The 21,189-nt window shown below is 64.5% G+C and carries 20 protein-coding genes; 18 read left to right on the top strand and 2 right to left on the bottom strand.

Features of this window, described 5'->3' with window-relative positions; genetic code table 11:
• Positions 1–977: 977 nt before the first annotated feature.
• Complete coding sequence (gene murC / locus C1A13_RS05400) at positions 978–2,339, bottom strand: UDP-N-acetylmuramate--L-alanine ligase (protein WP_101549853.1); 1,362 nt, start codon at positions 2,337–2,339, stop codon at positions 978–980.
• A gap of 191 nt (positions 2,340–2,530) precedes the next feature.
• On the opposite strand from murC, the gene spoVG reads away from it, so the two are divergent.
• From spoVG to gspM, 12 genes are all read left to right on the top strand, one after another.
• Positions 2,531–2,848: a septation regulator SpoVG gene (gene spoVG, locus C1A13_RS05405; protein WP_101549856.1), complete on the top strand. Its 318-nt coding sequence runs from the start codon at positions 2,531–2,533 to the stop codon at positions 2,846–2,848.
• Between the two features lie 169 nt (positions 2,849–3,017).
• Positions 3,018–4,445 (top strand): D-alanyl-D-alanine carboxypeptidase family protein, encoded by a 1,428-nt coding sequence (locus C1A13_RS05410; protein ID WP_101549858.1) that lies wholly within the window; start codon positions 3,018–3,020, stop codon positions 4,443–4,445.
• A 95-nt stretch (positions 4,446–4,540) separates the two neighbouring features.
• Positions 4,541–5,473: a dipicolinate synthase subunit DpsA gene (locus tag C1A13_RS05415; protein ID WP_172439179.1), complete on the top strand. Its 933-nt coding sequence runs from the start codon at positions 4,541–4,543 to the stop codon at positions 5,471–5,473.
• A gap of 113 nt (positions 5,474–5,586) precedes the next feature.
• The gene (locus C1A13_RS05420; RefSeq protein ID WP_101549862.1) at positions 5,587–7,011 is read left to right on the top strand and encodes a GntR family transcriptional regulator; all 1,425 of its coding nucleotides are present in this window, start codon (positions 5,587–5,589) and stop codon (positions 7,009–7,011) included.
• 512 nt (positions 7,012–7,523) lie between these two features.
• Entirely contained in the window at positions 7,524–7,880 is a 357-nt protein-coding gene (locus tag C1A13_RS05425; protein WP_101549864.1) for an Hpt domain-containing protein, read from the top strand.
• 21 nt (positions 7,881–7,901) lie between these two features.
• Positions 7,902–9,944, top strand: a complete 2,043-nt coding sequence (locus C1A13_RS05430; RefSeq protein ID WP_101549865.1) for a bifunctional diguanylate cyclase/phosphohydrolase — start codon at positions 7,902–7,904, stop codon at positions 9,942–9,944.
• A 194-nt stretch (positions 9,945–10,138) separates the two neighbouring features.
• On the top strand, positions 10,139–11,638 hold the full coding sequence (locus C1A13_RS05435; protein ID WP_172439180.1) for a recombinase family protein: 1,500 nt from the start codon (positions 10,139–10,141) through the stop codon (positions 11,636–11,638).
• Between the two features lie 68 nt (positions 11,639–11,706).
• Positions 11,707–11,883: a hypothetical protein gene (locus tag C1A13_RS14865; RefSeq protein ID WP_172439181.1), complete on the top strand. Its 177-nt coding sequence runs from the start codon at positions 11,707–11,709 to the stop codon at positions 11,881–11,883.
• Between the two features lie 271 nt (positions 11,884–12,154).
• A complete protein-coding gene (locus tag C1A13_RS05440; RefSeq protein ID WP_101549869.1) occupies positions 12,155–13,342 on the top strand; it encodes a type II secretion system F family protein in 1,188 nt (395 codons plus the stop codon).
• 15 nt (positions 13,343–13,357) lie between these two features.
• Positions 13,358–14,317 (top strand): type IV pilus biogenesis protein PilM, encoded by a 960-nt coding sequence (gene pilM / locus C1A13_RS05445; RefSeq protein ID WP_101549871.1) that lies wholly within the window; start codon positions 13,358–13,360, stop codon positions 14,315–14,317.
• Between the two features lie 14 nt (positions 14,318–14,331).
• Positions 14,332–14,949, top strand: a complete 618-nt coding sequence (locus tag C1A13_RS05450; RefSeq protein WP_101549873.1) for a PilN domain-containing protein — start codon at positions 14,332–14,334, stop codon at positions 14,947–14,949.
• Positions 14,946–15,566 carry a type II secretion system protein GspM gene (gspM, locus tag C1A13_RS05455; protein WP_101549875.1) on the top strand — a complete coding sequence of 207 codons (621 nt, stop codon included), beginning with the start codon at positions 14,946–14,948 and terminating at the stop codon, positions 15,564–15,566. The genes C1A13_RS05450 and gspM overlap by 4 nt, the downstream gene beginning before the upstream one ends.
• A gap of 74 nt (positions 15,567–15,640) precedes the next feature.
• Here gspM and C1A13_RS05460 read toward each other — a convergent pair whose 3' ends face one another.
• Positions 15,641–16,408 (bottom strand): prepilin peptidase, encoded by a 768-nt coding sequence (locus C1A13_RS05460; RefSeq protein ID WP_101549877.1) that lies wholly within the window; start codon positions 16,406–16,408, stop codon positions 15,641–15,643.
• Positions 16,409–16,474: 66 nt separating this feature from the next.
• On the opposite strand from C1A13_RS05460, the gene C1A13_RS05465 reads away from it, so the two are divergent.
• The 6 genes from C1A13_RS05465 to C1A13_RS05490 all read left to right on the top strand — a co-directional run bounded on the left by C1A13_RS05465 (position 16,475) and on the right by C1A13_RS05490 (position 21,189).
• A complete protein-coding gene (locus C1A13_RS05465) occupies positions 16,475–18,160 on the top strand; it encodes a GspE/PulE family protein (RefSeq protein WP_101549879.1) in 1,686 nt (561 codons plus the stop codon).
• A 17-nt stretch (positions 18,161–18,177) separates the two neighbouring features.
• Positions 18,178–19,245 carry a type IV pilus twitching motility protein PilT gene (locus tag C1A13_RS05470; RefSeq protein WP_242970814.1) on the top strand — a complete coding sequence of 356 codons (1,068 nt, stop codon included), beginning with the start codon at positions 18,178–18,180 and terminating at the stop codon, positions 19,243–19,245.
• Between the two features lie 48 nt (positions 19,246–19,293).
• Positions 19,294–19,665: a type II secretion system protein gene (locus tag C1A13_RS05475; RefSeq protein WP_101549881.1), complete on the top strand. Its 372-nt coding sequence runs from the start codon at positions 19,294–19,296 to the stop codon at positions 19,663–19,665.
• Between the two features lie 129 nt (positions 19,666–19,794).
• The gene (locus C1A13_RS05480) at positions 19,795–20,238 is read left to right on the top strand and encodes a type II secretion system protein (protein WP_101549884.1); all 444 of its coding nucleotides are present in this window, start codon (positions 19,795–19,797) and stop codon (positions 20,236–20,238) included.
• Between the two features lie 47 nt (positions 20,239–20,285).
• Positions 20,286–20,756 carry a type II secretion system protein gene (locus tag C1A13_RS05485; RefSeq protein ID WP_207654179.1) on the top strand — a complete coding sequence of 157 codons (471 nt, stop codon included), beginning with the start codon at positions 20,286–20,288 and terminating at the stop codon, positions 20,754–20,756.
• A gap of 28 nt (positions 20,757–20,784) precedes the next feature.
• A complete protein-coding gene (locus C1A13_RS05490) occupies positions 20,785–21,189 on the top strand; it encodes a type II secretion system protein (RefSeq protein ID WP_172439182.1) in 405 nt (134 codons plus the stop codon).

Here is a 21,189-nt window from a genome sequence, read left to right on the forward strand (position 1 = left end):
GGCGGCGGGGATCGCCGGGTCCCGCCCCGGCGGGCGGGCCGACTTCTTGGGCGCCCAAGAAGTCGGCGGAAGAAGGGCGCTCAAGGGGACTTCCGCCAGTCCCCTTGAGAAACCCCCGGGAGTACCTTGCCATAACCCGCAGGTTACCGTCACTCCCCACGGGTACACCAGCTGAAGGCTCAATTCAGGTTGCGGGCACCCCAAACAATGGCTGTCAGAAGGCTCGCCGAGGACTCGCGACGGAAAACAACGCCCGTTCCGGGCGTTCGCGCGCCCTGCGCGCGTGCGCGGCGTAGCCGCGCAGTTTTCCGCCTCCCCAGGCGCACGGCAGTTGCGGTTCCAGACCGCAACTGCCCCCGCGTTTTGACAAGCAAAAGCGCGTGCGCCTCACGGGCGGAGGGTCAGCGACTCTCCCCCGCGTGCCCCCACCTGATCATTTTCCAACTGCATTTCCGGTACGGTACCGGGGACTCGCCGGCAGAGGCATTGCGCCCGCGGCGCGGCGGCGGGCGGGATGCTGTACACCCGTCCGCTGATCCGTGAAGAGGGCGCCGCCGACTTTGGCCGCAGGCCAACAGGAGGCGGCGTTGGGGTCGCAGGGGCAAAGCCCCTCGTGCCCTTCTTTGGTTCCTTTCTTGGGCAAGCAAGAAAGGAACTCGCTGTCGGTCGACTACCGATAAACTGCGCCGCTCGATGAGCGGCAAATCTAAGCCCGCCCCGGGGCGGGACCCGGCAAGCTACGCCGCTCACTGAGCGGCAAGCCTAAAACCGCCGTCGGTCGACCACCGACAAACTGCGCCGCTCGATGAGCGGCAAATCCAAGCCCACTCCGGGGCGGGACCCGGCAAGCTACACCGCTCACTGAGCAGTAAATCCAAGCCCACCGTTGGCCGACTACCGACAAACCGTGCCGCTTCATGAGCGGCAAACCCAAAAGGGCCCACCGGCGATGCCGGTGGGCCCTTTTCCAGATAAACCTATTTTTGCAGCATGAGCTTGGCGCATTTGTAGACGTCACCGCATCCGAGGGTGAGGACGAGGTCGCCCGGCTTAGCGTTGGCCATGACGTACCTGGCGATTTCGGGGAACGCGGGGAACCAAACCGAGCCGGGGATTTTTTCGGCGAGCTGGCTGGTGTAGACGCCGTAGGTGTTCTTCTCGCGGCTGCCCATGATCTCGGACATGACAACATGGTCGGCGAGGGCGAGGGCAAGCGCGAAGTCGTCCATCAGCATTTGGGTGCGCGAATAGGTGAACGGCTGAAAGACCGCCCACACCTCGCGGAAGGGAAGCTCCTTGGCGGCGCGGAGGGTCGCGGCCAGTTCGGCGGGATGGTGGGCATAGTCGTCCGCGATTGTGACCCCGTTCACGGCACCAAGGATTTCAAACCGCCGCCCCGCCCCGCGGAACTTCGCGAGGTGCTCGGCGATCGCGGAAACGGGCGCGCCCGCATGGATGGCGGCGGCGATCGCGGCAACGGCGTTGAGGATGTTGTGACGCCCGGGCACATGGATGGTAAAGCGGCCGAGTGGCTTTCCGTGATGGAGCAGGTCGAAGGTGGAGACGGCCCCCTCATGGACAATGCCGGCGGGGGAGTAGTCGCAGCTCTCCTCCCAGCCGAAGGTGATAATCTCCTTGCCCGTGACGCCGGAGACCGCCTTCATCGAGTTTTCGTCGCTGCCGTTGACGATGACGGCCTTTTTCGCCATCCCGGCGAAGATGCGGAAGGATTTGATGATGTTTTCGATCGTGCCGAAATACTCGAGGTGGTCGGCGTCGACGTTGAGGATGACCGCCACGTCGGGATCGAGCTGGAGGAAGTGGTCGTTGAACTCGCACGCCTCGCACACCATGACGCCGCTTTCCCCCACGCGGCCGTTTCCGCCGATGGCCGGCAGCTTGCCGCCGATAACCGCCGTCGGGTCGAGGCCCGCGCCGAGCAGAATCTGGGTGAGCATGGCGGTGGTGGTGGTCTTGCCGTGGGTGCCGCAGACGCAGATGCACTCGTGGTAGAGGCTCGTGAGGTAGCCGAGGATCTCTGCGCGTTCGACGGTGGGGACCCCGCTTTTTTTCGCGGCGATCAGCTCGGGGTTGTCGGCCATGATCGCGGCGGTGTAGATGATGAGGTCCGCGCCGTCGATGTTTTCGGCGCGCTGGCCGAGCGCGACCGGGATGCCCATGCTGCGTTCGAGCGAGACGGTGTCGGATTCGTTGTTGTCGGAGCCGGTGATGAAATAGCCCTGCGCGTGCAGAATCTGCACGATGGGGAACATTCCCGACCCGCCGATGCCGATAAAATGGATGTGCTTTACCGTTTTCAGGAGGCTTCCGTCGAACATGCGCGCTTTCAACTCCAAAAAGGAAAGGCAGCGAGCCTTTCCCGTCAAATTTGCTTGGATATTTTACTTGTATGTAGTATAGGACGGATTGGTGAAAAATTCAAGTGCGCCAGGGCGTGGTGCATAACTTTTGGAAAACCGCCGAATACTATCGATAGCATCTTTGACAAAACCCGAGGAGGAAATTCACCATGCAGATCACCGATATCAAAATCCGCCGTACCTATCAGGATACCCGCCTGCGCGCGCTGGTATCCGTGACGATCGATGGAGAGCTCGCCGTCCACGACATCAAGGTCATCGAGGGCCCGGAACGCCTCTTTGTGGCGATGCCCAGCCGCAGGGACGACAGCGGCGCCTTCCGGGACATCGCCCACCCGATCACGACCGCCGCCCGCCGCCAGCTCGAGGACGCGATCCTCTCCGCCTACCAGGAGCACCTCGCGGCGCAGCAGGGCGCCCAGCAGCTCGAGGAGCACCTGCACGCCGGCCAGGAAGCCGGGGAATGAATACCGCCCCGCGGAAACGCGGGGCGGTATTTTTGCCTTCCGCGGCATTTGTTAAGCATCTGTGAATTTTTGCGCGCCGCACGCAAACCCCGTCGGATTTTGTGTTAAAATAATCCACAGACGGTTTCCCGCGGCCCTGCCGCGAATTCTTGATTACAACGAGGTGGCCATGCGAAAGTTCCTGACCCTGCTGGCGGCGCTGCTCATTGCGCTGCCCCTCTCCCTCCCGGCTTCGGCCGAACAGAATCCCGGGCAGCCGCCGACCCTCTACGCGGAGGCGGCGATCCTAGTGGACGCGGACACCGGGCAGGTGCTCTACCAGAAGAATCCCGACAAAAAAATGTATCCGGCGAGCATCACCAAGCTCATGACCTGCCTGATCGCGATGGAGGAGGCGCAGCCGGACGACGTGGTGACGATGACCGACGAGGCGGTCTTCGCGGTCCCGCGCGACACCACCCACATCGCGCTGACGGGGGGCGAGCAGCTCACCGTCGAGCAGCTGGAATACGCGATGATGGTCGAGTCGGCCAACGACGCGGCCAACGGGCTCGCCGTCCATCTGGCCGGCTCGCTCGAGGCGTTCGCGCGGCGGATGAACAGCCGCGCCGCCGAGCTCGGCCTTCAGAACACGAACTTTGTAAACGCCAACGGCCTGCCGAACACGGCGCACTACACCTCGGCGCGGGACATGGCGGTCATCACGCGGGAGGCCTATGGCCATCCGGAGTTCCGCACGCTGGCGGGCACCACCCACTATGAGATCCCTCCCACCAACAAGCAGGCGGAGACCCGGCGGCTCAACAACCGCAACTATATGTTCACGCTGAACGACACCTATCCCGGCGCGTTCGCGGGCAAGGTGGGCTGGACGGAGGAGTCCGGCCACACGCTGGTCACGCTTGCCGAGCGGGGCGGCGTGACCCTCATCTGCATCGTGCTCCACTCGGACGGGGTCATCGACGCGCAGTACATCGACTCGACCAACCTCTTCGATTACGGCTTCGGCGCCTTCTCGCGGACCGCCGTGCCCGCCTCGAAGATCGAGCGGCGGGAGGCCCCCTATACGGGCGCGGACGGCGGGACGCTCACCGCGTCCCTCGCGGCGGAGGGGGAGGCCTCCGTCCTGCTCCCCGCCGGGACGACGGCGGACGACCTTGGGGTGCGCTATTCCATTCCCGATCCGCTGACGCCCGAGACGGCCGCCGAAGCCCGCGCCGAGCTGGTGCTCCCCTCGCCCCCCGGGCGGATGGAGGAGGTCGTGGGGACCGTCCCGCTCGCCCTCTCGCTGCCGCAGCCGGAGACGATGCCCGCGGACGCCGCGCCGCCGGAGGATGGAAAAGGTCCGCTGCCCATGCTCCTGCGCTGGGCCGGCATCCTCGGGGGCGTGCTGCTGGGACTGGCGGTCCTGCTGCTGGCCGTGCGCGCGGTGCTGCGGGCGCGCTACCGCAAAATGCGCCGGAGGCGCCGCCGCGTGAACCGCGCCGCGCCCCCGCAGGCCCGCCCGCGCCCGCGTCCGGAAACCTTCATCGACGTGCGCACGGGCAAGGACGCGAAGGACAAGATCCGGATCATCGACGTGGAGGAGCTGAAATAGGGGGATTCGCCCGCCGGGCAATCACCGAATCGAAAAGACCCTCATAGGATGGGGTATACGTGAGTATGCCAGTAAAATCCTATGGGGGTACTTTTATGACTGCATATAAAACCTTTGCCGTCGTCGGGGGGGACCTGCGCCAGGCGCACGTCGCAAACCGGCTGGCGGCACAGGGGAAAACGGTTTACGCCATGCTGCTCGAAACGAACAGCGCGCTTGAGAAAAGCCTGGTGTGCGCCGAAGACCCGGAGGACGTCCTGCCGCAGTGCGACGTGATCATCTTTCCTCTGCCGATGAGCACCGACGAACGGCATGTGAACGCGCCCTTTTCCAAGCAGAAGGTGCGGGTGTGCGACTGCCTGTCGGGGCTCAAGCCGGGCGCCTGCGTGCTGGGCGGCAAGGTGAGCCCGGCGATGCGCGCGCTGGCCGAGAGCTGCGGCGTCACGATCATCGACTACTTTGAACGGGAGGAGCTCTGCGTGAAAAACGCGGTCATCACCGCCGAGGGCGCGGCGTCGATCGCGATGGAGGAGCTGCCGATCTCCCTGTTCGGCTCCCGCTGCATGATCACCGGGCACGGGCGGATCTCCAAGGCGCTGATGCGCATCCTGCGCGGGATGGGCGCGGATGTCACAGTCGCGGCGCGCAAACACGGCGACCTGGCCGAGATCGAGGCGGAGGGATGCCGCGCGGTACATATCGCGACGCTCGCGGAGCACGTCCGGGGGATGGATGTCCTCTTCAACACGGTGCCCGCCCGCATCCTCACCGCCGACATCCTGGAGAAGCTGGGCCCGGATACGCTGCTGATCGATCTTGCTTCAAAGCCGGGCGGGGTGGGGCGGACGTTTGCACCATCGCCCAAACGCCCGGAACGCCCGGCTTCGCGGGCCGGGCGGGCCCACCCGCGCCTGTCCCCAAAGACGGCTCCCGAAGGTTTTGGAAGGGGTGGAGCGCAAGGGACCACGGTTCGGGCGGCAAAGGCCCGATCCGTGCGCGGGGCCGGGACGCGGGGAAAGGTTGCGTAAACAAAGCGGATGATGGAAGTATTTACAAATAGGACATAGACTTCTAGACACTAAACTGATAAAATAGAACGGTAACATGATGAAGGGCGCTTTGTGAGGAGGGAGAGGCACAATTGAACAGAGAGCAGCGGCTTTACAGCGTGATTTATGACTATTTTTTCACCCGCATCTGCCTCGGGTTCTACCAGGAGGGGGACACCCTGCCCTCGATTGGGGAGGCGCGCGAAATGTTCGGCGTCTCGACGCGCACCATCCGCAAGGCCTACCACATGCTCGAGGAGGGGGGCTACCTGTCGATCTCGCGCGGGAGGAACGCCGTTGTGATCAGGGGGGCGCCGGGCGGCCAATGCCGCGAGGTGTGCGTCGCCTATTTCGCGGCCCGGCGCGACGCCATCCTCGACCTGTCCTGGATGGCGAAAAAGATTCTGCCGGAGATCTTCCTGCGGGGGTTCCTGATGATGGACGGGGAGGGGCTGGACGGACTCGCCCTTTCGGTGGAGAAGATGCGCATACAGAACCTTCAAACGCAGCTCCAATGCTTCTGCCGGATTCTCGCGCCGCTGGGCAACCCGCTGCTCACCTCCTTTTTCTGGGAGATTTCCGTCTTCAGCCGCATGACCTACCTGCGGGGCCTCTTCACCGACGAGGCGGAGAATGAGCGGGATTCGGAAAACCTGCGCCGCAGGTTCATGGAGATGATCGACGCGCGGCGCGCGGAGGACTCCGAACGGCTGCGAACGCTGATCTGCCGCTTTTTCGGGAACTGCGACGTGCATGTTCGCGCCCACTTCGGCGAGCTTGCGTCCCGGTACGCGCCCGCGTCCGAGCAGGTTCCCTTCACCTGGCGCGTCTACAAGGGCCGGCCGCAGCAGGGCTTTTTCATCGCCATGAAGCTCATCCGGAAGATTTACGCCGAGGACTACCGGCTCGGGGAATTTCTCCCCTCCGCCGCCGACCTCGCGGAGGAGTACGGCGTCTCGGTGATCACGATCCGCAGGACGCTCGTGCTGCTGGGACGGCTCGGGCTGACCGAGACGATCAACGGCCGGGGCACGCGGGTCATCCCGCAGGAGGAGAGCGTCGCCCGGCAGGGGCTTCAGGCCCCCGCGGTGCGCAAAAACCTGAAGATTTTTTTACAGACGGTGCAGATGCTCGCGTTGACGGGCGAGGCGGTCATGCTGGCCGCCTTCCCCCACTTCAGGCCGGACAAGGTCCGCCGCGCGGCGGAGATCTTCCGGAGCGAGACCGCCTATGACATCGTCCCCTTCACCTGCATGGAGCTGGTGGCGGATTCCGACGCCTCCCCCTGCCTGCGGGAGCTTTACGGGCAGCTGTCCGACCTGTTCGGCTGGGGGGTCATTCTCCGCTTTCTCGCCCGGGGGAGCTCCGTCTCCGGGGAGCGCCGGGAGCTGATCGAGGAGATGCGCGCCGGTTTGGCCGCGCGGGACGCCGGCCGGTTCGCCCGCGGCTTCAGCGGCCTGATGTTCCATGTCCTCGAGGGGGCGGGGCGCAGGCTGCGTGAGCGGGGCGTCCTCTGAAAACGGGAGCCGGCCGGGCCCAAAGCATGGGACGGAACCGAAGGGCCGCCGCGGTCACAGCGGCGGCCCTTTTTTTGTCCTCCCCCGTCCGCATTGGGCGGCGCGGCGGGACATATACTTGTGTCGGAGGTGGGCGCATGGAAAAAACGGAACCGACGGTCCGGCTCGTCTTCGCACCGGAGGACGGCCCCTCCCTGCGGGAGCTGCTGCTGGAATTGCTGCGCGCCATGCGGGAGGAGCCGGAACGGTAAGCCCTCCGCGAAAGGCCCCGGCGCGCCCCGATGGGGGCGCGCCGGGGCCTTTCCATGCGGCGGAATCCGCCGGGGAACGGACCCAAATTTCAGATTCGTCTTGCTTCTTGGTCACAAACACGTTAAAATAGAGGTATTATGAGGATCAGGGACGATTATACGGTGGAAGTCAGCCGTCCTTTTCCGGGGAAAAGCCCGGAAGGGGGCGGCAAAAGACTATAAAATGACCGCCCGCGGGCGGATAAAGGGGATCGTGCGTCGATGACGACTGCGGAATGTTACGCCCTGATCGGGGCGGACTATACAGAGGTGCTCCGCCGGATGGGGAACGAGGACCGCGTGAGGCGCTTCCTGCTCAAGTTCGCCGAGGAACCCAGTTACGGCCTGCTGTGCAGGTCGGTGGAGGCCGGGGACGCGAAGGAGGCGTTCCGGGCCGCCCATTCCATCAAGGGCGTCTGCCTGAACCTGGGGCTGACCGCCCTGTACCGGTCCGCCGGCGACCTGTGCGAGGAGCTGCGCGGCGGCGCTTTCACGGACGCCGTGCCCGGCCTGCTCCGGCGGGTCGGGGAGGACTACCAGAAAACCATCAACGGGATCCGGGAGCTGGCGCAGGCTTAAGGATTTGAAAAGAGGACGGCCATGAAAAAGCAAGGCATGATACTGATCGTGGACGACACGGAGATGAACCGTTCCCTGCTGGCGGATATGCTTTCGGAGGACTACGAGATCCTGGAAGCCGCCAACGGCGTGGAGGCGGCCGCCATCCTGCACCAGCGCAGCGAGGAGCTCTCCCTTGTCCTGCTGGACATCGTCATGCCGGAAATGGACGGCTTCGAGGTCCTGGCGCTCATGAACAAGAACGGCTGGATCGGGCGCATCCCCGTCATCACCATCTCGTCGGAGACCGCGTCCACCTACATCGACCACGCCTATGACCTCGGGGCCACCGACTACATCAGCCGCCCGTTCGATGAAAAAAACGTCCAGCGCCGCGTGCGCAACACCATCATGCTCTACTCCAAGCAGAAAGCGTTGGAAGGGATGGTAACAGAGCAGATCGTGGAGAAGGAGCGGAACAACTTCCTGATGGTGGAGATTTTGTCCAACATCGTCGAGTTCCGCAACGGGGAAAGCGGGCTGCATGTGCTGCACATCCGCACCCTCACCGAGATTTTCCTGCGCAAGCTCCAGGAGATCACCGACCGCTACCCCCTCACGGCCGCCCGGTCGGCGCTGATCGTTAACGCCTCCGCGCTGCACGACGTGGGAAAGATCTCCATCCCGGAGGAAATTTTGAATAAACCCGGCCCCTTGACGCCCGCGGAATACGAGGTCATGAAGACCCACTGCGCCCTCGGCGCGCAGATCATGGAGGACGCCCTCCTGCGCCACAAGGAGGAACTGCTCCAGGTGGCCTACAACATCTGCCGCTGGCACCACGAGCGGTATGACGGGGGCGGCTACCCCGACGGGCTGCGGGGGGAGGAGATCCCGGTCGAGGCCCAGGTCGTCGCGCTCGCGGACGTCTACGACGCGCTGACGAGCACGCGGGTCTACAAGCAGGCCTTTCCCCACGGCGTGGCCATGCGGATGATCATGGGCGGGGAGTGCGGCGTCTTCAACCCGCTGCTGCTTCAGTGCCTGCGGGAGCTGGGGCCGCGCCTGGACGACGAGCTCCGCCTGCGCTCGCTCAACGACGTCTCCGAGGCGAACATCCGGGAGCTCTCCACCCAGGCGATCGCCGGCTCAAAGGTGTCCAACCGCACCCTCACCCTGCTGGAGCAGGAGCGGACCAAGTACCAGTTCTTCGCCTCGATGTCCAATGAGATCCAGTTTGAATACAGCTACCAGTCCGACCTGCTCACCTTGTCCGAATGGGGGGCGCGCCAGCTTGGGCTGAACGTCCTGATCGAACATCCCGAGCAAAACGGGGAGCTGCACGGGGTCTTCCTTATCGCGGACTATCTCGACCTGCAGGGCCGCCTGCGCCGCGCGACGCCCGAAAAGCCGATCGTCAGCGGGACCTACTGCCTCAACGTCAAGGGGGAGAGGCGCTGGTACAAGGCGGTGGCCCGCCCCCTCTGGGAGGGGAACGGGACCGAGCAGGCGGGGGTCATCGGCAAATTCGTGGACGACCACGAGGAGCAGCTTCGGCTGGAGCAGCTCAGGCGGATGGCCGAACAGGATTCGCTGACGCGGCTCAACAACCACGCCGCCGCACGCAGGTGGATCCAGATGGCGCTGGCCCGCGAGGACAGGTCCTACGCGATGGTGCTCTTTGACCTGGACAACTTCAAGGAGGCCAACGACCGGTACGGCCACATGTTCGGGGACGAGGTGCTCAAGCATGTGGCGCGGCTCGTGCAGAAGAGCGTGCGCGGCGGCGACATCGCGGCGCGGATCGGCGGGGACGAGTTCCTCATCTTCCTCGAATACAGCGGCGGGATCGAGCCGGTGATCCGGCGGATTTTCGACGCGCTGCACGGGGAATACCAGTCGTTTGAAATCCTGATCAGCATGGGCATCGCCCTCTCGCCGGAAAACGGCACCCAGTACGATGCGTTCTTCCACGCGGCCGACCAGGCGCTGTATGTGGCGAAAAAGGGCGGGAAGGACCGCTACCGCTTCTATGACGATTCGATGCAGGGGGTCCTGAGCGTGCTTTCGCCGATGGACGCCTGAACCGCCGCCCCCGCATACCGGAACAGGAGACCGCCGCTTTCGCGGCGGTCTTTCCGCGTCCCGCCCCGCGCATGGTCCGCCGCCGCGCGGCATATATTGGGGCAGGGGGTGGGCAGATGGACGATGGTCCGCCGCCGCGCGGCATATATTGGGGCAGGGGGTGGGCAGATGGACGAACGGGAACGGAGGGGGCCGTGAGCGCGGCGCGCGCGGCGCTCTACCTGCGCCTTTCCAAGGAGGACGGCGACCGGGACGGCGCCTCCCAGAGCATCCGGAACCAGCGGGATTTCCTGCTGGACTACTGCGGGAAAAACAGCCTGCCCGTCGTGGAAATCTACGCGGACGACGGCTACACGGGGACGAACTTCAACCGGCCGGGCTTCCTGCGCATGGTGGAGGACATCGAGGCGGGCCGGGTCGACACGGTGCTCACCAAGGACCTCTCCCGTCTCGGGCGCGACTACATCCTGACGGGCTACTACCTCGAGCGGTATTTTCCCGAGCGGGGCGTCCGCTACATCGCGGTGAACGACCGCATCGACACGGCCGCCGAGCAGAGCGATATGACCCCCTTCCGGGCGGTCTTCAACGACCTTTACGCAAAGGACATCTCCCGCAAGGTGCGCGCCGCGCTCCAGACGCGCCGGCAGATGGGCAAGTTTATCGGGACCTATCCGCCCTACGGCTACCGCAAGGACCCGGCGGACAGGAACCATCTTGTGGTCGAGGCGGAGGAGGCCGCGCAGGTGCGGCGGATCTACGCCTGGTTCCTCGGCGGGCAGACGGTGTCGGCCATCGCCCGCCGGCTGACGGAGGAGGGGGTCCCCACCCCCTCGGCGGGCAAGCGGATGGCCTGCGGCCAAAAGCCCGGCGCGGGGTGGAGCTATCCGATGGTGCGCCGCATCCTGTCGATGCCGACCTACCGGGGGGACCTGGTCTCCCGCATGTCGCAGAAGGTCAGCTACAAGCTGGACCGGGTGCGCCGCCTGCCGCGGGAGGAGTGGCTGGTCGCGGAGGGGACGCACGAGGCGATCGTTTCCTCCGCGACGTTCGAGCGCGCGCAGGAGCTGCTCGCGGTGCGCGGCTACGCCGCGCGGCGGAAGCCCGCGGAACCCAGGCCGCTGACCGGGCTCTTTTTCTGCGCGGACTGCGGCGCGCCGATGACCCTCTGGTCGAACGGCAAGGCGCGCTACTTCGTCTGCGCGGGGTGGAAGCGGAACCCTGGGGAGCACCGCTGTACCGCCCACTACCTGCGGGAGGAGGCGGTGCTCGAGGCCGTCCGCGCCTCCCTCGCGGAGCTGCTCGCCCAGGTGCGGGATCCCGGCGGGCTGGCGGAGGAGGCCGCGGGCCCCGCGGGGGAGGAGGCGGAAATCCTCGCGCGCAGGCTCGAACGGTCGCGGGACGCTTTGGCGGCCCTCTACTGCGACCGGGCGGAGGGTCGGGTCGGGCAGGAGGCGTTCGACGCGCTTGCCGGGCGGATGCGGCGGCAGGAGCAGGCGCTCGCGGATAAGCTCGCCGCCGCGCGGCGGCGGGAGGAGTCGCGGGAGGACTTCAGGGCCCGCGCGGCGGAGCTTCTCGGCGGCGGAGTCCTCACCCGCGGGCTCGCGCTTGGGCTGATCGAACGGGTCGAAGCGTCGGCGGATAAGGCTCTTGTGATCAGACTGCGCTGCGCCGATATCACGAAAAAGCGGTAGATTTGATGCTTGTCGGGGACGCGCGAAAAGCGGCGCGAAGGCGGTGAAAATGCAGGAATCAAGGTCCTTTGCTGCTTGATCAGGTGGGCAAATCTGCGTTTTTGCAAAAATCCGGAAAAAATGGTGGATTTCAGATTCGTAAGGTGCAGGATGCCGGCCGGGCCGCGGGCCCGGCCGGTTGTGCGGTTTCATGGATTATTGTGGCATGTGTAACGGCTGTCTGCGGTCACAAAATTATTTTTTGAAGTTTGAAAAAGAAGGAATCGCAAAAGAAAAATGCAAAAAATATAAAATATTCCATCCTGATCAAGCTCCAAAACCCTTGAAATACCAATGGGAAACTGCTATAATATCACTAAATAAAACGCGCAAAATTGTCTAAAAAAGGAAACCCTTTTACACGGTAACACTTCAACTTGATCAATTTGTTGCAACGGGCGAATGTGACTATCTTAAAAAAGTCCGGAATGCAGGAAAACTTTCCTGCCCGAATTTGACCCAAAGGAGGCCGCCGTTTTGCAGAGTTTCAAATATGTTGCCAGAGACGCAAACGGCAAAATCTTTCGGGGCGTTGTTCAGACGGAGAGCCGCGACGCGGCTTTCCGGAAGCTGAAGGACGGCGGCCTCTACAGCCTGAAGCTGGAGGAAATCGGGGAAGATGCCCACAGGCCCCAGCGCGTCAGACTCAAGGAGGTCGCCTTTTTTTGCCGCCAGATGGGTACGATGCTCGCCGCCGGCGTCACCGTCCTCAAGGCGATCGACATCCTTTGCAGCCGCGCCGACCGGCCCAAGACCCGCAAGGCTTACCTGCGCCTCTACGAGGACATCCAGAAGGGCCTTTCGCTGACCGAGGCGTTCAAGGAGCAGGAGGGCGTCTTCCCGCCGCTGCTCGTGAACATGGTCCAGGCGGGCGAGCTGAGCGGCTCGCTCGACCGGGTGATGGAGCGGATGGCCGAGCATTACGAAAAGGAGAACCGCATCCTCAACAAGGTGCGCAGCAGCCTCGTCTACCCGGTGCTGCTCGTCTGCGTCACGCTCGGGGTTGTGATCGGCCTGTTCGTCTTCGTGCTGCCGAGCTTTTTCACGATGTTCGAGGGCGCCGAGGTGCCGCCCATCACCAGGGGCGTCATGGCCGTGAGCGGCTTTCTCACCAACCGCTGGTACCTGGTGGTCGTCGCCGTCCTCCTGCTGGGACTCGGCTGGATCTTCCTGTCCGGGATGCCGCGTGTGCGCATGTGGATCGACCGGCTCAAAATCCGGATCCCGGTCTTCGGCAAGCTGATCATGACCGTCTACGTCTCCCGGATGACCGACGCGCTTTCGATCCTCTATTCGAGCGGCATTTCGATGCTCGACACCGTGAGCATCGCGGTGAGCGTGCTGGGCAACAGCTATATCGAGGGGCGGTTTGGCCAGGTCATCCAGGACATCGAGCAGGGGGAGATGCTCTCCGCCGCGATTGAAAAGACGGGGCTCTTTGACCCGATGGTCACCTCGGTGATCTACGTCGGGGAGCAGTCGGGCAGCCTCGACCGGATCCTGGAAAAATTGTCCGCGTTCTACGACGACGAGGCGCAGACCGCGATGCAGCGGATGGTGACGCTGGTGGAACCGCTGATGATGATCGTGATCGCGATCATCATCGGCATCGTGATCGCGGCGGTGCTGCTGCCGATCTACAGCATGTACGGGACGGTCCTGTAGGAGAGGATTTTTCAGATGATTTTATCTGTGGAAATTTCAGCGCAATGGATCCATATGGTTTCGGCGCGCCGCAGGGGGCGCGGGGTGGAGATCGCCGGTTTCGGGCGGATGCCCACCCCCGAGGGCTGCGTCAAAAACGGCATCGTGGTCAACTCCTCCCAGCTTGGGGAGGCGCTGGCGCGCGTTGCGCGGGAAAACGGGCTGCGCGGGAAGCGGATGTGCCTTGCGGTGACGAGCCCGGCGATCTCCTTCCGCGAGCTGGAGGTGCCCGCCGCCAAGCCGCGGGACCTCGACCGGATCCTGGCGGGGGAGGCGGCGCACCTGTCCGCCTCCAAGCAGGAGAGCCTGATGGATTACGTCCTGCTCGGCTCGACCGAGCGGGAGGGCAAGCAGTTTTTCCGGGCGTGGTGCGCGGTCGTGCCGCGCTCGCTCGTCGACGGCTACCGGGACGCCGTGCGCAAGGCCGGGTTCCGGCCCGAGGCGTTCGACGTGGCGTGCAACGCCGCCTTCAAGGCCTGCCGGCTCGACCGGGACCTCCCGAAGGAGGAAACGGTAATCTACGCGGGGGTGCGGGAGGACGAGCTCTGCCTGAGCCTTTTCGGCGGCGGCGGAACCCGCCTCTACCGCGAGGCGCAGGTCGCGGCCCCGAAGAGCCCGGTGGAGAACGAATACATCCTCTCCTCGCTCGTGCCCGAGACGGCGGACGCCGAAAGCCGCCAGGAGCGGCTGGCCCGCGCGGCGACGGCCCAGCTTTCCCGCCTCGTTCAGTTCCAGCTGATGCACGATAAGCAGCGGCCGGTCAGGCGGATTTTCCTCTGCTCCGACCTGTCGGCCGATTCGCGGCTGGCCGGCGAGCTCCGGGAGGCGCTGCGCGTCGACGCGGCGTCCGCGGCGGCGCCCGAGGGCTTCAAATGCCCCGGGGACTTTCCATACAGCGAATACCTCTACGCCGTGGGAGCGGCGATTCGGTTATAAAGGGGGCGGCGCGCTTGCGGGTCCGTCAGGTTCCAAAAAAACGGGATATCGACTTTTTTGCCGCGCTTAGGCGGCAGGAGCACCGGGGCCGGGGCAGCGCCCGCCGGCGGTCGCTGCTGCTGATCGGCGGCGCGGCCGTCATACTGGCCGTGGCGGCCGGCGTCCACGGGACGCTGGTCTCCTGGCAGATCTCCGACCTGAAGGAGGAGATCTCCCGCAACGAGGACTACCTCGCCGCGCCGGCCAACGCGGAAAAGTTCGGGGAGCGGGCGCAGATGCGCGCCTCCCGGGACGCGCTCATGCGCTACAACCAGAAGAGCGAACGGTACATAGAGGTGCTCGAGGGGACGCGGCGGCTCTCCTCGGTGGATTTCGACCAGGTGGAGGCGCAGCGCCCCTCCAACGTGACGGTCGAGCGGTACACCTTCGACGGCGACACGATGGAGATCGCCTGCGTCTCCGCCGACAAGGACGCGCCCGCCAGATACGCCGAAAACCTCACCGGCGCGGGCGTGTTCGAGGAGGTCGGCTATTCGGGCTTCCAGTACCGCAAGGCGCATGACGGCGGCGTCTACGCCTTCACCGTCACCTGCAGGCTGTGGAATCCGGCGGGAGAGGAGGCGGCGCCATGACGCTCACGAAACGGGAAAAGCGGCTGCTCTTCCTGCTGGCGGTGGTGATCGTGGCCGTGTGCATCTTCCGGTTCGGCATGATGCCGCTCCATGAAAAGCTGCTCGAAGAGCAGCAGCGCCTGCAGGAGGTCTCCGCCGAACGGGCGGAGATGGAGGAGATCCTCCGCGACGGCAAGCTCGCCAAGCAGTACCGGCAGGCGGCGCGGGAGGCGGAGGACAACTACGGCTCCTTCCACAGCATCCTCAACAGCTACACGATCGACAACATCCTCAACGGCCTGATGGAGGAACACGGCCTGCATGTGCAGAATTTGCAGATCTCCCCCTACCGCACGGTGCGGGAGGCGGAGATCCTCCCCGAGGCGGCGGGCTCGCAGGAGGAGGGCGAAGAAGAAAGCCTCCTGATGCTCAGCGAGGTGAACCTGCTGGCAACGGGAGGCTATGAGGACGCCAAGGCGTTCGTGGACGCGCTCAATGAAAAGAGCTTCTGCCTGCGGGTGGAGCACCTGCAGATCGATTTCAATTCGGAAAACGACTATGGCGACGAGGCGCGCGTCTCCGCGACCGTGCGGATCTACGGGGTGCGCATGCCGGAGGAGGACCTCGGCTTCGCCTGACCGGCAGGCCAAAGCGGGGCCCCGCTTTGTGCTGCGCCTTCAAAAGGCGCAGCAACGCCCGCCTGCCGCCGCCCTTAAAGCAGGAAGAGAGACAGGTACCAGCCGACGAGCTCCTCTCCCCAGAGGAGCGACAGCCCCATGCCCGCCGCGAGGAAGGGCCCGAAGGGGAAGGCGGTCTTCCGTCCGGCGCCCCTGCGCAGGAGCAGGAAGACGGCCCACGCCGCGCCGGAGACCGACGCGAAGAGGATGGCGAGCAGCGAAAGCCGCCAGCCCGCGAGCAGGCCGAAGGCGGCGCACAGCTTGATGTCGCCCCCGCCGAATCCCTCCCAGAGGAGCGCGGCGAGCAGCATGGGCACGCTCACGCAGAGCGCGCCGCCCAGCCGCGCGAGCGGGGAAGGAAACCCCGGGGCGAAGAGGGAGCAGCAGGCCAGCGCCGCGAGAAAGACGGAGATGCGGTCGGGGATGATCCCCGTGTCACGGTCGATCATCGCCGCCACGAGCAGCGCGGAGAGCGCGAGGCAGAGCAGGAGCGTCTTGGCGGAGTACCCGTGGCTCAGGTAACAGAGGAGCCACAGCAGGGCGTTGGCGGCCTCCACGGCGGGATACCGCGGAGATATCCGGTCCCCGCAGCGCCGGCAGCGGCCGCGCAGCACAAAAAAGCTCAGCAGGGGGACGTTGTCGTACCATGCGATCTTCTCCCCGCAGGCGGGGCAGAAGGAGCGCCCCTTCGCGACCGAGATCCCAAGCGGGATGCGGTAGATGCAGACATTCAGGAAGCTGCCGACCACCAGCCCGAACAACAGGGCGAGCGCGGCGGGCAGCCGTTCAAATAACCAAAGCAAGACGATCCCTCCCAGGCGGCGTTACCGCTACTTTATCACAAATCCGGCGGAAAAGGAAGTGCGCCTTTGAAAAACCTACCGTTGGGACAGGTCCTGGTCGAAGCCGGATTCCTGACCCCAGAAAAACTGGACGAGGCCCTCGCGCTCCAAAAGGAAAAGGGCGGCCGCCTGGGCGACCTGCTCGTGGAAAACGGCTACGTCACCGAGCACAACCTCATGCTCGCGCTCCAGCAGCGGCTGGAGGTCCCCTTCGTGGACCTGCAGGAGGAGCGGATCGACCGGGCGGCGGTGCAGCTGGTGCCGCGCGAGCTCGCCCAGAAATATTCGCTCATCCCCCTGCGGGTGCAGGGCGGGGAGCTGACCGTCGCCACCAACAACCCCCTCGACTTCTACGCGTTCGGGGAGCTGGGGCTCGTCACCGGCATGCAGATTGTCCCGGTGCTCGCCACCAAGCGGGACCTCAACGACGCGATCCACCGCTGCTATGCCCAGCAGGGCGCGGAGTCGGCGCTGGAGGAGTTCAACCGCGAATACGAGGACGTGGCCGACCCCGCCCGGGGCGAGGACTACAGCGACATGCTCGAACGGGTCGAGAGCGCGCCGGTCGTGAGGCTGCTCAATTCAATCGTGGCGCAGGCCTACCACATGCGCGCCTCGGACATCCACGTCGAGCCGGGCAAGCAGAACGTCAGCGTGCGCTTCCGCGTGGACGGCGAGCTGATCGAGGCGATGCTCCTGAACTCGTCGGTGCACGTTTCCTTGATCACCCGCCTGAAGATCCTTTCGGGCATCGACATCGGCGAGCGCCGCGTGCCGCAGGACGGCCGCTTCTCCGCCGACGTGGACGGCAAGGCGGTCAACCTGCGTGTTTCCACCCTGCCCACCGTCTACGGCGAAAAAGCGGTGCTGCGCATCATGGGGGACAACACCCTCGACATCGTCGACGTGCGGGACACGGGCATCTCGGCGGACAACTACGCGCGCCTGGAGGAAGTGATGCGCAACCCCAACGGGATCATCCTCGTGACGGGCCCGACGGGCAGCGGCAAGTCGACCACGATCTACGCGGTCCTCCACCAGCTCTCGACGCCGAACGTGAACGTCGTAACGATCGAGGACCCGGTGGAAAAGCTGGTCGACGGCATCAGCCAGGTGCAGATCAACCCGAAGGCGGGGCTCACCTTCGCCTCCGGCCTGCGCTCGATCCTCCGGCAGGACCCGGACGTCATCATGATCGGTGAGATCCGCGACGTGGAGACCGCACGCATCGCCGCGCGCGCGGCGATCACCGGCCACCGCGTGCTCACCACCATCCATACGAACGACGCCGCGTCGACCTTCATGCGCCTCGTGGACATGGGCGTGGAACCCTACATCGTCGCTTCGGCGGTGGTGGGGGTCATCTCCCAGCGGCTGGTGCGGCTGGTCTGCCCCCACTGCAAACGGGAATACGAACCGGACGAGAAGGAGCTCTCCCTTTGGGAGGGGCCGCGGCCGAAGGCCTTTTACCGCGGGAGCGGCTGCGCGCACTGCAACTTTACGGGATATTTCGGGCGGACGGCCATCCATGAGGTCGTGCCGATGCGCCACGAGCTGAGCCAGCTCGTCGTGCAGCGCGCGTCGGTCCAGGAGTTCCGGGAGTCCATCCGCGCCTCGGGCGGGCGCTTCCTCAAGGATAACCTCGCGGACCTCGTGCGGGAGGGGAAAACAACCCTCGCGGAGTACCTCCGCGTCACCTACAACATTGAATGAACCGGGAGGGGATGCCCATGCAAATCGATGAATATCTGGGGAGGGCGAGAGCCTTTGACGGCTCCGACCTCCACCTGACGAAGGAACTGCCCCCCATCATGCGCCAGAACGGGTCCCTGCGGCCGCTGCCCGACGCGCCCGTCCTCGGGGAGGACGCGGTAGAGGCGCTGATCGGCGAACTCTGCGGCAGGGAGGGAATCTCCTTCGGGCCGGGGACGGACGACGCGGATTTCTGCTACCACGACGAAACCGGGCGGCGCTACCGCGTGAACCTCTACCACCAGAACGGCGGCCTGGCCGCCGCGATCCGCCTTTTGCAGGAGGAGCTGCCCACCATCGAAAGCCTCGGGCTGCCGAAGGTGTTTGAACGGATGGCCGGGTTCCCGCGCGGGCTGGTGCTCGTGACCGGACCGACGGGCAGCGGCAAGTCCACCACGCTGGCGGCGATGCTCGACCAGGTGAACCGGACCCGCAGCGGGCACATCCTGACGATCGAGGACCCGGTGGAATACCTGCACCCGCACAAGCGCTGCATGGTGAACCAGCGGGAGATCGGCCGGGACGCGCCGGATTTTGCGCAGGCGCTGCGCAGCGCGCTGCGGGAGGACCCGGACGTCATCCTCGTCGGAGAGATGCGCGACCTTGAGACGATTTCCGCGGCGGTCACCGCCGCCGAGACGGGGCATCTCGTCTTTTCCACGCTGCACACGACCGGCGCGGCGGCCACGATCGACCGGATCGTCGACGTGTTCCCGCCCTACCAGCAGCAGCAGATCCGGACCCAGCTCGCGTCGGTGCTGCGGGCGGTCGTATCGCAGCAGCTTCTGCCGCGCGTCGGCGGAAGCGGGCGCGTCGCGGCGTTCGAGGTGCTGCTCGTCAACGACGCGGTGGCCAGCATCATCCGCGAGAACAAGGGTCACCAGATCGCCTCGGTCCTCCAGACGGGCGTCAAGCAGGGGATGTTCTCGATGGACGCCTCCCTCGCGCAGCTCTGCCGGGAGCGGCAGGTGAGCCTGGAGGACGCGCTCGACCGCTGCACCGACCGGGAGCTTTTCCGGCGGCTCGTCGGGCTTTCAGATGGTTAAAACCCACAAGGTTTTATAGATTGTATTTTATTAAAGGAGGAACCAGAGATGTTTCAAAAGTATCTCACCAAAACCCGCAAAAAAGGCTTTACCCTCATTGAGATGATCGTCGTCATCGCGATCATCGCCGTGCTGATCGCGCTTGTCGCGCCCCTGATGACCAAGTACATAGCCACGGCGAAGCAGGCCAAGGCCGACGGCGCGGCGAAGTCCATCTACACCGCGGCGGAAGCGGTTATTGCCGAGGAGACGCTGAAAGGCACGACTTCGTTCGATGCGTCCAGTGTTGCGTCGGCGGCAAAGGACTACATCGATAATAAGGCCACCATCTCGAGTGTGGAAGTCACGATCAGTGATGGCGCGGTGGCGAAAGCCGAGGTCACGATGGACGACGGTGCGTCCGGCGCATATCCTGACTAATGATCGGGTGCTGACAGAAGAACCAAACCCCGGGCTTCCCGGGGTTTGGTTCCCCGTCTTTTGCGGAGAAGGGGCTTTCCCGCGGAAAGCCCCTTTCCGGAGCAGACGGCCAGGGAAAGGATGATAAGCATGACGGCGCAAAAACAAAAGCGCAGGGCGGGCTTTACGCTCATTGAGATGATTGTGGTGATCGCGATCATCGCGGTATTGATCGCGCTGGTCGCGCCGCTGATGACGAAGTATATCGCCACCGCGAAGGAAACCCGGTACAGGGCCGCCGCCAAACAGCTCTATACCGCCGCGCAGGCGTATATCGCCGAAGAACTGCTGAACGGGCTGGAGAACTGCGTTGACGGCGACCCGAATTACAACGAGCTCTCCAAGAATGGCGACGGCAACTTCAACAACACAGATCAGGGCACCGTGCGGCTGGGGGAATATCTGGACGGAGACGTCCCGGGGCAGACGTGGACGGTAATCGTCACGGATTTTAACGTTGAAGGCGCGGTCATCGTGGACGGGGATAAGCGGTACGGCTATCCTGCGGGCTTTAACCCCTATGGCGACGGTTAAATAAAACTGGGGAACACCTTTTGATATCGACGAGAGGAGTGGCTGACTTGAATAAGACGAAGAACCGCAGACGCAGGGGGTTTACTCTGATCGAGATGATTGTGGTGATCGCGATTATCGCGGTATTGATCGCGCTGGTCGCGCCGCTGATGACCCGGTATATCACGAACGCCAAGGAACTGAAATATGAAGCGTCGGCCAAATTGCTGTATTCAGCCGGGGAGGCCTACGTCGCCGAGGTAATGCTCAACGGATACGAGGACTGTGTCGAAAAAGGGGATAATTACGGTACGAACGATCTGAATACAAAGGGCAATGGGATTTTTTTTTCCGCTGAGTCTCCGCTCAGTGTACGGAACGTTGATTTGGGAGCCTATCTGAGCAGAAAGATCGACGGCAATTGGATGGTCGGTGTTGATAACTTCGAGGTTGCAGGCGTTGTCATCATAAAGGATGGCAATATGTATGTGTACCCGCGCGGCTTCGATTGGGAGAAATGGTTTGCCGGGCGTGATTGACCAGCCCCGGATTCAGGGAGATAACGCCATGAAACGCAAAACCGGCCGGGCGGGCTTTACGCTCATCGAGATGATCGTGGTGATCGCGATCATCGCGGTGCTGATCGCGCTGGCCGCGCCGCTGGTGACGCGATACGTCGCGACCGCGAAGCAGGCGCGCGCCGACGCGGCGGCAAAGTCCCTCTGTACGGCGGCGGATGCGTGGCTGGCGGAGAAAATGCTGGGAGAACACCCGTCGGCGGAAAACGGCGTCAACATCGACGATGACGGCGACGGCGAATTTGTCAAAAAGCTCGCCGGGGAGGCGGGGCCGCTCGACGGCTACCTGACGGGCGGGCTTCCCGATTTCTACACGGTGTTCGTGGAAAACTGGGGGGCCGCCGGCGCGGTGTGCACCATGCCGGACGGTGCCAACGGAACGTACGGGAGCTGA

This window comes from Anaerotruncus massiliensis (ex Togo et al. 2026), from assembly GCF_900199635.1.
Lineage (GTDB): Bacteria > Bacillota > Clostridia > Oscillospirales > Ruminococcaceae > Anaerotruncus > Anaerotruncus massiliensis.

Excerpts from the sequence above, each read along its gene's own strand:
- C1A13_RS05480 (WP_101549884.1), top strand. The coding sequence starts at position 19,795 with ATGACGGCGCAAAAACAAAAGCGCAGGGCGGGCTTTACGCTCATTGAG.
- C1A13_RS05415 (WP_172439179.1), top strand. The coding sequence starts at position 4,541 with ATGACTGCATATAAAACCTTTGCCGTCGTCGGGGGGGACCTGCGCCAG.
- C1A13_RS05425 (WP_101549864.1), top strand. The coding sequence starts at position 7,524 with ATGACGACTGCGGAATGTTACGCCCTGATCGGGGCGGACTATACAGAG.
- pilM (WP_101549871.1), top strand. The coding sequence starts at position 13,358 with ATGATTTTATCTGTGGAAATTTCAGCGCAATGGATCCATATGGTTTCG.
- C1A13_RS05490 (WP_172439182.1), top strand. The coding sequence starts at position 20,785 with ATGAAACGCAAAACCGGCCGGGCGGGCTTTACGCTCATCGAGATGATC.
- C1A13_RS05430 (WP_101549865.1), top strand. The coding sequence starts at position 7,902 with ATGAAAAAGCAAGGCATGATACTGATCGTGGACGACACGGAGATGAAC.
- C1A13_RS05410 (WP_101549858.1), top strand. The coding sequence starts at position 3,018 with ATGCGAAAGTTCCTGACCCTGCTGGCGGCGCTGCTCATTGCGCTGCCC.
- murC (WP_101549853.1), bottom strand. The coding sequence starts at position 2,339 with ATGTTCGACGGAAGCCTCCTGAAAACGGTAAAGCACATCCATTTTATC.
- C1A13_RS05470 (WP_242970814.1), top strand. The coding sequence starts at position 18,178 with ATGCAAATCGATGAATATCTGGGGAGGGCGAGAGCCTTTGACGGCTCC.
- spoVG (WP_101549856.1), top strand. The coding sequence starts at position 2,531 with ATGCAGATCACCGATATCAAAATCCGCCGTACCTATCAGGATACCCGC.
- C1A13_RS05475 (WP_101549881.1), top strand. The coding sequence starts at position 19,294 with ATGTTTCAAAAGTATCTCACCAAAACCCGCAAAAAAGGCTTTACCCTC.
- gspM (WP_101549875.1), top strand. The coding sequence starts at position 14,946 with ATGACGCTCACGAAACGGGAAAAGCGGCTGCTCTTCCTGCTGGCGGTG.